This is a genomic window from Candidatus Methylomirabilota bacterium (assembly GCA_027293415.1).
In the GTDB taxonomy this organism is placed as follows: Bacteria; Methylomirabilota; Methylomirabilia; order Methylomirabilales; family CSP1-5; genus CSP1-5.
The window spans coordinates 1-11554 of the sequence record JAPUFX010000143.1 but is presented as its reverse complement, the minus strand read 5'-3'; the positions used below and the strand labels follow the sequence as shown (position 1 = coordinate 11554).

Sequence of the window (11554 nt, the reverse complement as noted above, 5' to 3'; positions counted from 1 at the left end):
TCCCGTCCAAGAATTGGGAGTCGGCCTCATGGAGGACCACCAGCTGGTGGAGCGCTCCCGCGCGGGGGATGTGGCCGCCTTCGAAGAGCTGGTCAAGCGACACCAGGCCAGGGCCTATGCGATTGCGTATCGCCTGCTGGGGCGCAGAGAGGATGCGCAAGACGTGGCCCAGGAAGCCTTTACCCGCGCGTACTTTCGTCTCGGCGAGTTTCGTGGCACGGCTCAGTTTCGGACCTGGCTGTACCGGATCCTGGTAAACCTGGCCACGGATGTTCTCCGGCGGCGAAAACCGGAAGTGCCTGAGGATAAGACTGTGTCCCAGCTGGTGGATACCGGGCACAACCCGGCAGAGAATTTGGACCGACAGGAGCTGAGACAGAACATTGAAGAGGCCGTCACGGCCCTTCCCACGGACCTCAGGACGGTGATCCTCCTCCGGGAACTGGAGGGACTGAGCTATGCAGATATCGCCCGGGTGATCCGCCGGCCGGTGGGAACCGTCATGTCCCGGCTCTTCCACGCCCGACGCCGACTTCAGCAGAGTTTGTCCGTCTACCGGCAAGAGGGAAGACTGCATGACTAGCCATTGCCGACATCAACGCTCGCTGAGCACGTATGTCGACGGTGAGCTCAAGGCCTCTCAGGTTCGCCAGCTCGAGGCGCATCTGACCGGGTGCGACGAATGTCGCCTAGAGCTCGCGAATCTTCAAAACCTGCAAGGGCTTCTCCGTCAGGGGCTTCAGGACCCTGCGGTCGCGACCCCTCTGTGGCCTGCGGTTCGCGCTCGGATCGAGGCTGGTCGTCCTCCCGGGCTTCTCACGACGTGGGTCCGTCGAATCTGGGAGGCGGGTTGGGAGCGGCCCCGCCTCTCCTTGGCCGGTGCCGCTGTCATGGCTTTCCTGATCCTCTCGGTCACGTACCTGCTTTGGGAACTCCCCGTTGCAAAACCACCTGGACAGCTTCTCTCGGTTGAGCCCGGACAGGGTGACGTGGTGGTGGAGGCCGTGGAGGTTGAGCCCGGGTTTCGGGCAATGGTCCTTACCACATCTGAACGAGGCCTAAAAGTGATATGGGTGGTCCCTCAGGGACGGACATGAAGCGAGCCCTCCTGACGGTTTTTGTATTCCTGTTTTTGCCTCTCTCCCCGGTCTATGCCCAAGCTGTTCCAGTCGAGGTCCAGGTGATCCTTGCCTCCCGTGAGCCCGCGGGGCGCATCGACCCGACCATCCAATCGCTGGTCCGCGAGCTCCAGCGGGACTTCGCGTACACGAGTTACCGGTTGCTCGAGACCCAAAGGGGGCAGGTGAGCCCCGAGCGTCCTTGGAAGACCGCCATTGCCGGAGGCCGGGCCTTGACTGTCGCCCTGATGAAGGCCGACCAGAGACGCGCGGAGCTCAAGATCACGACAACCGGGGTGAACACCCGGGTGGGCCTCCTGCGTGGAGGCCCCCCGATTCTCCTTGGTGGCCCGCCCCATCAGAACGGGGTCCTCATCATCGCCATCTCCGCCCACTAACCTCTCCCTATTTTTCTTGCCAGCTGTTCCGTCCCCTGCGTACTCTTGGCGCGATGGGCAGAAGCAAGCTCCATAAAGATCATCCCTTATTCACGCTTTGGGGTCGGTGCGTCAAGGAGTAGGCCCTCGAGGTTGAGGACCTGGCCTTCAAGGCGGCAGAACCGGCGTGAGGCCTTGCCCCGACTCCATCTCTGCACGTGCGACCCCCGCATGGGGGAAACGAATCACGGACCCTCGGAATCACAGTAAACGCAGACCTGGTCGCCTTTCTTTACTCGGCGAAACATTTCTTTCGTCACCTCGATATAGGTGAGCCCGTCTTCGGTCTTCACCCAGAGGAAGTAGCGGGGTTTCGCCTTGGGGTTCCCTTTTGGGGCGAGCTCGTGTTTCCCAGTGACCACCCCTTGGGTGCGGACCGGACCACTACTTACGGTACTGCCGGAACACCCTCCCGCAACGAGTGTCACCGCCAGCACCAGCACTGCTATAGTCCTACCCTTACTCCAACCGTCTTTATAGGGCCTTTTCATACTCTGTACCCTTGGCACGCACGGTAGTGAAGACTGCGGGAGGCGTCAATAACTTTCGGGCTCTATCCCGACTCGAGAAAGAGCGGATTCCTTCTGGAAAACGACCTTGAAAGAGATTATCATCCCGGTGGCGTTCGCTTTAAGTATGAAGACGACGAGCGGCCATGAAAATGTTCTATTCCCCAAAGTACGAAGTAGACCTGGGAGAGCATATCCTCCCGACGGTCAAGTTCCGGTTAATTAAGGAGAAACTCATCGAGCTCGGCATTGCCAAACCTCGGGATATCGAGGAGCCCCCCCCAGCCGTTGATGAAGACATCTCGTTAGTTCACACACCGGCCTACATCGACAAGGTGCGGCGGGGAAGGCTCACCACCGATGAGTTAGCAGTGTTGGATCTGCCGTACTCGAAGGAGCTCGTGGAGGCGGCCTGGATCGGAGTCGAGGGAACAATCCGGGCCGCCCGATACGCCCTGGAGACGAAGCTGGGCATCCACATCGGGGGGGGAGGTCACCATGCCTATCCGGATCACGGCGCGGGATACTGCCTCTTCAATGACTGTGCTATTGCCATCCGAAAGCTGAAGGAGGAAGGGCGGATTGTCAAGGCCATGGTGGTCGACTGCGACGTCCACCAGGGGGACGGGACGGCCTTCATCTTTCGAGAGGACCCCACGGTCTTTACCTGTTCCGTTCATCAGGAGGATCTCTATCCCGAAGTGAAGCAACAGAGTGACCTGGACATCGGGCTGGAGACGGGGGTGGGAGACGAACAATACCTTGAGGAGTTTTCTCGACACTTTCTCCCGGCCCTCGAGATCTTTCGGCCGCATCTCTTGGTTTATGTGGCGGGGGCAGACCCGTATCATGATGATCAGGAGGGGGAACTGGCGCTCACGTTTGAAGGTATCGAGCGACGGGACCAGATCGTCTTTCAGGAGGCAAAACGCCGGCGGGTTCCGGTGGCGGTGGTTTTGGCAGGGGGCTATGCGCGAAGGACTGCCGACACAGTCGCCATTCATGTGACCACCATCCGCACTGGCCGTCACATCGTCCGTCCAGGAATGGGCTGATCCCTTGACTTGAAGGAGGCCTCCCGGTATGAGAAGTGGGTTGGTGGAATTCCGGAGGCGATCGTGAAGAAGCGGCCAAGGCCTCTCCGGTCGGGTGATGTTGTCGCGGTGGTGGCCCCCTCCAGTCCGGTGGTTCGGGGCCGCCTCAGGCAAGGTCTCCGCTCGCTAGAACGGATGGGTTTACGGGTGCTCGAGGCCCCGCACCTATACGACCGATGGGGTTTCCTGGCCGGAGCCGATAAGGACCGGGCAGCGGCGCTGCAGGAGATGTTTCTCCGGAAGGAGGTGAAAGGAATCTTCTGCGCCCGGGGAGGGTACGGGGCAGGACGACTCCTCCCCTACCTCGACCTGGATCTGATTCGGCAGTATCCCAAGGTCTTTCTCGGTTCCAGCGACGCGACCGCTCTCCATCTGGCACTCACCCAACATGCAGGACTGATCACCTTTCATGGGCCGATGGTGGAACCGGGTTTCAGCCAACGGATGCGGCCCCTGACCCTGCGGAGCTTCCAGACGCTGCTTTTGGATGGTGGGGGTTTTGGGGGGACGATCTCGGGCCGGTTTCTCTCCCGACGAACCATGATTGGTGGAGAGCTCACCGGAGGAAATCTCAGCCTGGTTACCTTCTCCCTCGGGACCCCGTTTGCCATCGAGACAAAGGGAAAGGTCCTTTTTCTGGAAGAAGTGAATGAAGAACCATACCGGATCGACCGGATGCTGACCCAGCTCAGGCTTGCCGGGAAAACGGAGGGCGTCAAGGGAATTGTCTTCGGACAGATGGTGGCCTGCGGGCCCCGCAAGAAGCGGCCCAGTTTCTCGGTCACGGATGTCCTCTCTCGATTCGCCCAGGAGGTCGACGTTCCATGCTTTGCAACCTTCCCGAGCGGACACGGCACCGAGAATGTGATTCTGCCAATGGGGGGGAGGATTACCCTCCAGGCTCAAAGCAGGGGGAGGGCCAAATTTCGGCTGTGGTACTGAAGGGATGGAGTTCGAGGCTGGCGGGAATTTTGCATGGGGAGAGTGGAAGCATGCCCGAGCGATTGAGGGTTGGAGTCATCGGAACCGACCGCGCAGCCACCCGCCGGGTCGAGGCCCTCAGGCGAATGGACCGCTCCTGAGGAGAGGCTAGCGTGGCTCGCGTCTTTCCGTTTCAAGGGTGTCGCTACGATGTGGAGAAGATCGGGGATCTGGCAGCGGTCGTGTCTCCTCCTTACGACGTGATCCCCGACGATTTGCGACATGAGCTTCACTTACGACATCCGCACAACGTCGTCCGTCTCATCCTCGGGGAGGACCGCGCGGGTGATGGCGAGGCAGAGAATCGGTATCTTCGAGCGCACCGCTACTTTCAGGAGTGGGAAAGGACCGGGGTACTCCTACGGGAGTCGCGGTCTGTCTTTTATGTCTACCAACAGGAGTATCCGTGGAAGCGCGGGGAGCGGCGGATGCGGACTGGCCTTGTTGGGGCCGTGGGCCTGGAAGCGTACGGGGCAGGGATCGTCTTTCCCCACGAGCGGACGTTCCCCGGTCCGAAAGCGGACCGTCTGCGGCTTATGCAGGCGCTGCCGGTGAATTTGGAACAGATATTCTGCTTTTACCAGGGACCTTCCGAACCGATTCGCGGCCGGCTGCTCGAGGCTACCCGGACGCGTCCGTTGTGCGACTTTCGGGATGGGGCAAGTGTCCAACACCGTGTGTGGATCCTTCAGGACGCGCAGGCCATTGCCGAACTTGTCACGGCGTTCCGCGACCGACCCCTCTTTATTGCCGATGGTCACCACCGGTATGAGACTGCGCTGACCTTTCAAAAAGAGATGAGGCAGATTGACTCCCCAGAGGGTCCCGACAAGGCGTACAATTTTGTGATGATGACACTCGTGAGCATAGAGGACGAGGGGTTGACGATCCTTCCAACGCATCGGCTTGTCGAAGCCACCCGGCACCGTGAGTCAACGGAAATCCTCGCAAATCTGAAGCCGCATTTCCACTGCGAGGAGAGGGTCATTCGGGGAGGGGAGGGTACTGAGAAGTTCCTTGAGGAGATGCGTGATCGGGGACGACAAGCGCATGTCCTCGGCTTGTTCACCGGGGGGGATACCTTTCACCTACTCACGTTGAAGGATCCTGGAGTTCTTGGAGAATTGGGCGAGCCACCGCTCGATGTCGTGGTTCTGGAGCACCTGGTTTTTCACAAGCTTCTCAGAGTTGAAGATGCGGCGATGATCAGGTATACGCCCGATGAGCAGGTGGCGGTTGCAGAGGTCCAGCATGGCCGCGCGGCCGCGGCCTTCTTTCTCAACCCTACCCCCGTGCATCGGATCACAGAGATCGTGAGCGCCGGAGACCGACTCCCGCCCAAATCTACGTACTTCTATCCTAAGCTTGTCTCCGGGTTGGTGTTTTTGAAGGTAGATCCCAGCGAGATTCTCAATGTACTGAAGGAGGTTTCATAGGGGACCGTGAAGAGGAATCACTGTCCAAGTCATCCCGGTCGATGGACACGCCGCCGGTGCTTCCGCTGTGGGAGCCGAATTTGCCCCGCGTGTGCCGTTCGCGTTGGGCTTCGTCACTTCTGCGACACGGGGTGTAGTGTTATCCCCCTGATGCAACGGGCGGTCGAGTCGGAGTGGTGGGTCCAGAGGTGCATCATACGGGGTGAGCCTGTCCCGGGTCGCTTGCACCGACTCGTGAGGCGGCGCCAGGGCGAGCTACAAGCCCAGCGAATAGTCCTCCGGGCCCGAGATTCAACCGTGCCGGGTTCCCTCTTTCGACCGGCGCTTGTGATCCGATGGGGCCTGCTGTTTGTGGCACCTCTGGTCTTCTTCCTGTTTTGGTACAGTCGTCTCGGCGTCTCCCCGTATTCGCCACCCCTGCCGGTTGAAAAGGCGGTGATCTCGACGTCTGAAATCAAGCCCGTCGTCATTCCTCTGCCGCAGCTGCCCGAAATACCGTCTGAGCTGATCCCTGCTGAAATCGCGAAGCTGCCTCCTTTTCCTCCCGGAGCGGATCTCTCCCGAGGCCCGACGTGGGAGCGAAGAATTTCCCTCACCTTCGACGGAGGGGCCGAAGCCAATGCTACCGAAGAGATCCTGGATACCCTCAAGTCCAACGGGGTCCTGGCGACGATGTTTCTTACGGGGCAGTATGTCCGCCGCTATCCCGATCTGGTTCGCCGCATGATCCAGGATGGGCACGAGATTGGTAACCATACCTTCAGCCATCCTCGCCTGACGAGCTTTGCCACCAACCGCCGGCATGACACGCTTTCGGGGGTCACGAAGGCGTTCGTCCAGCACGAGCTCCGCGAGGCGGCCCGTGCGTTCGAGCAGGTCGCCGGGAGGCCGATGAGCCCTTACTGGCGGGCTCCATACGGAGAGCACAATCGGGAGATCCGGCAGTGGGCCGCGGAGATCGGCTATCTTCATGTCGGGTGGACGCGGGGCCCCGCAGTTGGCGAGGATCTCGATACCCGCGACTGGGTGGAGGACCCTGATTCACCGATCTACTATCGGGCGGAGCAGGTCCGGGAACGCATCCTCACTTTCGGCGATGGAAGCGCGGCTGAGGCGAACGGGGGGATCATCCTCCTCCATCTGGGGACGCAGCGGACACGCGATCGCGTTCATCGAGAACTGCCAGTAATCATCGATGGTCTCCGGAGGAAGGGATACGCCCTTGTCCCCGTTTCAGAACTACACCGTGCCTTGGCATTGGGTGAGGATGGGAAAGGGTCAGCCTTCGCGGCGGAACGATGAGGGAAGATCAGCCGGGGACTCCTGCGGCACGTGACCTTTCAGCTCCTCGAGTTCCTTCTCGAGTTCTTGCATTCGATTGAGCAGGCACTGCATCGCTTGAGCCACGGGGTCGGGGAGGTCGGTCCAGTCAAAGTCCATCTGGCTCACCTTCTTTCCGTCCCGATAGATCACCCGTCCCGGGACCCCGACGACCACCGAGTTGGGTGGAACCTCGTTGACGACCACGGAGGAGGAACCGATCTTGCTGTTATTCCCCACCGTGAAAGGCCCCAGGATCTTGGCCCCAGCACCGATCACCACGTTGTCGCCGATAGTGGGGTGTCTCTTCTTGCGTTCCAGGCTGGTGCCTCCCAGCGTTACCCCCTGATAGATGGTCACATTTTCGCCAACTTCAGTCGTCTCGCCGATTACGACCCCCATTCCGTGGTCAATAAAGAGGCCCGGACCGAGGCGGGCAGCCGGGTGAATCTCGATACCCGTCAGGAAACGGTTGACATGGGAGATGAACCGACCGACGAACAGAAACCTTCGCATCCAGAACCAGTGGGCGAGTCGCTGAAGCCATAGGGCGTGAACCCCGGGATAGCAAAAGAGGATTTCTAGAGTGCTTCGAACTGCAGGATCGCGATCCCGGGCAGCCTGGATATCCCTTCGAAGTGTCTCGAACATTGCAATTCCTCTCTCAGAGGGGACACGAGTCCGCTCGGTCCCAGACGGAGGCCGAGATGGACGTCAGATCGATTCAGTTTCTTGAGGTGATGGTGGCGTTCAGGTCAGCCAGGAGCTGGTCGACATCGATGCCGTGGATTTTCGCGCCGACCTCGATATTGTCGAAGCTAGCCCCCGAGCAGCCTACGCAGGCTACCCCGTACCGGGTGAAGACCTGGATTGTTTCCGGGAAGGCCTGAACGACGTCTTCGATCTTACTCTTCTTATCGACCCACACCCCGCTGCCCTCCTTCTTTCCCTCCCACGGCCTCACATACGGTAAGCATAAATCTGGAGCACGTGTGCCGTCAAGAAATTTTCACGCCGTGAGGACAACTCGTTGACATTCCTCCCTCCCTCTCTTAGGGTAACAGGGTGAATCAGCGCGTCTCGGCCGTCCTTGCAACCCTTCAGCAACATCCCCTGCTCCGGCAGATATCTCGGGTGGCAAACGAGCGGGGCCATCTGCTTGTCTTCCTCGTGGGCGGATTCCTCCGAGATGCCCTTCTGGAGCGTTCGGGGGCTCTCGACATCGATCTCGTCTCCGCCGATCCCCCTTCCCTGGGTACGGCCCTTCAGGAGAAGTTTACCGGTACAGTAATCTGCTTTGCTAGAGGGGTCCGCCGTGTTGTCTTTCCGTGGGGAGGGGAGCGAGTGCAAGTCGATATCTCTCCCTTGGAAGGAAGCCGTATCATCGACGATTTAGAGCGCCGAGACTTCACGATCAATGCGATCGGCTTCTCTATTGGGGAGGAACCGCCTCGCCTCATCGATCCGCTGGGCGGCTTGCGAGACCTGGCAGTGCGGCAGATCCGGGTGAGTGATCCGGAGCTATTGAGCGAGGACCCGCTGCGTCTCCTGCGGGCTATCCGGCTGGCTGCTCAGCTGGACTTTGCCATGGATGAGTCCACGGTCCAGGCAATCCGACACCGGGCTTCTCTCTTGTCCCGCGTAGCAGCCGAGCGGTTGCGCGAGGAATTTTTTGAGATCTTGGACTGTTCGGAGGCCGGCCACTGGCTCGGTATCATGGATGAACTTGCTCTGCTCGAGGCCCTGTTCCCCGAGACCAGGGCGATGCGGGGTTGTCTCCAAGGCCCGCCGCATCGTTTTGATGTCTTCGCCCATTCGCTGGAGACGGTTCGCTCGCTCGACCGGATTCTCCTCGCGCTCCCGAAATACCTGCCCCACGAGGCTCCCTTCGTGATCGGGCCCTTGCAGGCGGAGGTGGAAGGAGGGATCAGCAGGCGAGCCCTTCTCCGCTTCACGGCCCTCCTGCATGATCTGGGGAAACCCGATTGCCGTTCAACGGAGGACGGGCAGATCCGTTTCTTGGGCCACGCCGAGACAGGGGCGGGCATGGTCGAAGAAGTTGGTCGCCGTCTGCGCCTCGGTTCCCGGGCCTCCACGATCACGGTGGCCCTGGTCAGAAAGCACCTTCGCCCTCTTTCCCTTCGACAGAGCGAGCCCATCACACCGCGGGCCCGCTACCGCTTCTGGCGGGGCCTCGGTGACTTGACTACGGACCTCCTCCTCCTCTCTCTGGCGGATATTCGGGCAACCTGGGGCGAGGAGGGAAGGCCCTTTCGAGCGCACCTCCGTTTCGTCCAGGACATGTTCGCCTTCCACCGGGAGCAGATAACCCCGGCTGGCCCCCCGCGGCTCTTGGACGGTGACGAACTCATGGCTCAGTTCGATCTCACCCCCGGACCGTTTCTCGGGTTTGTGTTAGAGCGGATTCGGGAAGAGGCGAGCGTCGGCTCCCTGAAGACCAAGGAAGAGGTCCTGGACTATTTGAAGTGCCATTTATACGAGCTCCGCGAGGAGTTTGCCCGGACTCAATCTGCTTGATCTAGAAGGGAAAGGGTGGTATGGGTGGCTCTGCATGATGCGGGTAAGCAAGGACAGGGAGGAGCAGGAGGAGAGGTTGGGCGAGGAGGCCCGAAAGGTGGGAACCCGGCACATGTTCCTCGGGTTCCTGCTTCTCATTTTTCTCCTCTTCGTGATCGCGTGGTGTTCCTTGCCGGGACGGTGATCGCGTTCACCGATGGGTTTATTCGATTCTCCTCCTGTTAGGCCTTGCATTCCTCTGGAGTTGCCTCACCGTCCGTTGCCTTCCAGGCCATGAGGCAAAGGACATGCGCAGGATACTGAGCCTCTCCCTGACCATATTTTTTGCCGTGGTCGCCTGTTCTCCTGCCGAGGGCCCTGAGTCGATTGCCCAAAGCTTTGTAGAACAGTATTACGTCCATCCGGATCTTCCCAAGGCCAAGGCCATGACGTCCGGGCTTGCCCGGCACAAAATCGAGGAAGAACAACGGCTCGTTCGATCGGTGGAAGGCGGGGGCGAAAGGGCAGACCGGGACGTTACCTATAGCCTACACCAGACCCAGAAAATGGGGAAGGACAAGATTTTTTTTGTCTACGATATCACTATCTCGGTGGATCGTTTGGTGATGAAAAAGCGGGCGACCGTCGCCACCGGCCGGGTAAAGGAGGGGTGGCGAGTCACCAACTTCGAGGAGTCCGATATCTGACGGCTCCACTCCGCCGTTGACCGATTGCGTACTCTTTGCTATACTGAACCTTCCGGGCGGGAGTAATTCAGAGGCAGAATGCCAGCTTCCCAAGCTGGACGTCGCGGGTTCGATTCCCGTCTCCCGCTCCATCACCTCCGTTCAGCCGCAGCTTTTGCCGTCCTCCGTCGGCTTTCCTTTGCCTGTCCAGGTCCTGCTGAGAAATCCGGATATCTTTTCTCTCATCATCATCCCCACCTTTCGTCGTGCAGCCGACTTCGGGTGTTGACATGGCACGTGTTCTAGGACAGAATAACACGTGATGGTTCCCGGTCAAATTCGGCAGAGGAGAAGTCCGGGTGAGCAGCAGCTCCCCCTTTTCTTTTTGACCGCTTGGGCGGAGACGCTTGCACTGCTGGAGCGGAAAGGGATCGGGGAAGGCAGGAGGGATCGCATTCATGCAGAACCTCATTCGGGATCTATTGAAGGAGCTGGGAGAGGACCCACATCGGGAGGGGCTTCGGCAGACCCCGGAGCGCATGGCGAAGGCCCTCAGATATCTCACCAGTGGATACCGGAAGGATCTGTCAGAAATCCTGAACGGGGCCATCTTCACCGAAAAGTACGATGAGATGGTCCTGGTGAAGGATATTGATATCTTCAGCTTGTGCGAGCACCATCTTCTTCCATTTTTTGGAAAGTGTCACGTCGCGTACGTCCCCAGAACGAAGATCCTGGGCCTCAGCAAGATCGTCCGACTCGTCGAGATGTATAGCAGGCGCCTTCAGGTTCAGGAGCGGTTGACACAGCAGATTGCCCAGACCCTCAGGCGGGCTGTGCAGCCACGGGGAGTCGGAGTGGTCATAGAAGCGTATCATTTTTGCATGATGATGCGAGGGGTGGAGAAGCAGAACTCCAAGGCGGTCACGAGCGCCATGCTGGGAGTTTTCCAGAAAAAACCGGAGATGCGGAACGAATTCGTTCAGCTCATCGACGCCAAGGTGTGATATATGCAGCAGATGTCGCGCTGACAGGGGGCACAATTCCCTTGACATGCGGGACAAAGCTTGTAGGGTTGAAACAAAAAGTCGTGCAATGACAAAAGCTTCAAAAGCTTCTCGAAATTAGCGCGTGATGGTATGGGAGTTGCACTTAGTGTTTTCGGGCGGTGTGTTTCGGCGGGTTGCTGAGCAATGAACAGCGGAGAGGGTTCTCCTTAGCTTTGGAGTGGTGAGCACATAATGCCGGTGGGATCGGAACGGCGAAGGGTCGAGCCGGGCCGTGGCAGCTGAGGAAGGACTGGACATGCGTGAGCGGGAAAAACACTACGCCGAGATGGAGGCACTCCAGGGGCAGGTGAAGGGGCTGGAGGAAGAGGTATACCATCTGCGCCGCCGGCTGGAGCAGGTACCGCGGGAGTTCGAGTTACTGCGGGCACGGCTGCAACAGAGTCGGG

At 59.6% G+C, this 11554-nt stretch carries 14 protein-coding genes and 1 tRNA gene; 12 read left to right on the top strand and 3 right to left on the bottom strand.

The genetic code is table 11. The features are described from left to right. The 3 genes from O6929_10575 to O6929_10565 form a co-directional block, all read left to right on the top strand. Nucleotides 1-583 (top strand): sigma-70 family RNA polymerase sigma factor (locus O6929_10575; protein MCZ6480832.1); only part of this gene is annotated, 583 nt, incomplete at its 5' end. Then, complete coding sequence (locus tag O6929_10570; protein MCZ6480831.1) at nucleotides 576-1097, top strand: zf-HC2 domain-containing protein; 522 nt, start codon at nucleotides 576-578, stop codon at nucleotides 1095-1097. The genes O6929_10575 and O6929_10570, both read left to right, overlap by 8 nt. After that, nucleotides 1094-1516 (top strand): hypothetical protein, encoded by a 423-nt coding sequence (locus O6929_10565; protein MCZ6480830.1) that lies wholly within the window; start codon nucleotides 1094-1096, stop codon nucleotides 1514-1516. The genes O6929_10570 and O6929_10565 overlap by 4 nt, the downstream gene beginning before the upstream one ends. A gap of 224 nt (nucleotides 1517-1740) precedes the next feature. Here O6929_10565 and O6929_10560 read toward each other — a convergent pair whose 3' ends face one another. Next, nucleotides 1741-2046 (bottom strand): hypothetical protein, encoded by a 306-nt coding sequence (locus O6929_10560; protein ID MCZ6480829.1) that lies wholly within the window; start codon nucleotides 2044-2046, stop codon nucleotides 1741-1743. Between the two features lie 164 nt (nucleotides 2047-2210). Between O6929_10560 and O6929_10555 the strand changes: the two genes are divergently transcribed. The 4 genes from O6929_10555 (at nucleotide 2211) to O6929_10540 (ending at nucleotide 6877) form a co-directional block, all read left to right on the top strand. Further along, entirely contained in the window at nucleotides 2211-3119 is a 909-nt protein-coding gene (locus O6929_10555) for a histone deacetylase (protein ID MCZ6480828.1), read from the top strand. A 63-nt stretch (nucleotides 3120-3182) separates the two neighbouring features. Next, entirely contained in the window at nucleotides 3183-4100 is a 918-nt protein-coding gene (locus O6929_10550; GenBank protein ID MCZ6480827.1) for an LD-carboxypeptidase, read from the top strand. A gap of 152 nt (nucleotides 4101-4252) precedes the next feature. After that, nucleotides 4253-5575 carry a DUF1015 domain-containing protein gene (locus O6929_10545; GenBank protein ID MCZ6480826.1) on the top strand — a complete coding sequence of 441 codons (1323 nt, stop codon included), beginning with the start codon at nucleotides 4253-4255 and terminating at the stop codon, nucleotides 5573-5575. A 234-nt stretch (nucleotides 5576-5809) separates the two neighbouring features. Next, nucleotides 5810-6877: a polysaccharide deacetylase family protein gene (locus O6929_10540; protein ID MCZ6480825.1), complete on the top strand. Its 1068-nt coding sequence runs from the start codon at nucleotides 5810-5812 to the stop codon at nucleotides 6875-6877. Here the strand turns inward: O6929_10540 and cysE are convergent. Both cysE and O6929_10530 read right to left on the bottom strand, forming a co-directional pair. Beyond that, entirely contained in the window at nucleotides 6854-7546 is a 693-nt protein-coding gene (gene cysE, locus O6929_10535; protein ID MCZ6480824.1) for a serine O-acetyltransferase, read from the bottom strand. The genes O6929_10540 and cysE overlap by 24 nt on opposite strands. Before the next feature lie 73 nt (nucleotides 7547-7619). Then, nucleotides 7620-7823 (bottom strand): DUF1858 domain-containing protein, encoded by a 204-nt coding sequence (locus tag O6929_10530; protein MCZ6480823.1) that lies wholly within the window; start codon nucleotides 7821-7823, stop codon nucleotides 7620-7622. A gap of 137 nt (nucleotides 7824-7960) precedes the next feature. Here O6929_10530 and O6929_10525 point away from each other — a divergent pair, with 137 nt between their 5' ends. The 5 genes from O6929_10525 (at nucleotide 7961) to folE (ending at nucleotide 11105) form a co-directional block, all read left to right on the top strand. Continuing rightward, entirely contained in the window at nucleotides 7961-9433 is a 1473-nt protein-coding gene (locus O6929_10525) for an HD domain-containing protein (GenBank protein ID MCZ6480822.1), read from the top strand. Between the two features lie 34 nt (nucleotides 9434-9467). Beyond that, complete coding sequence (locus O6929_10520; GenBank protein MCZ6480821.1) at nucleotides 9468-9617, top strand: hypothetical protein; 150 nt, start codon at nucleotides 9468-9470, stop codon at nucleotides 9615-9617. A gap of 103 nt (nucleotides 9618-9720) precedes the next feature. Continuing rightward, nucleotides 9721-10119 carry a hypothetical protein gene (locus O6929_10515; protein MCZ6480820.1) on the top strand — a complete coding sequence of 133 codons (399 nt, stop codon included), beginning with the start codon at nucleotides 9721-9723 and terminating at the stop codon, nucleotides 10117-10119. A 56-nt stretch (nucleotides 10120-10175) separates the two neighbouring features. After that, nucleotides 10176-10250, top strand: a tRNA-Gly gene (locus O6929_10510). Nucleotides 10251-10556: 306 nt separating this feature from the next. Then, nucleotides 10557-11105, top strand: a complete 549-nt coding sequence (folE, locus tag O6929_10505; GenBank protein ID MCZ6480819.1) for a GTP cyclohydrolase I FolE — start codon at nucleotides 10557-10559, stop codon at nucleotides 11103-11105. The last annotated feature ends 449 nt before the right edge of the window (nucleotides 11106-11554 follow it).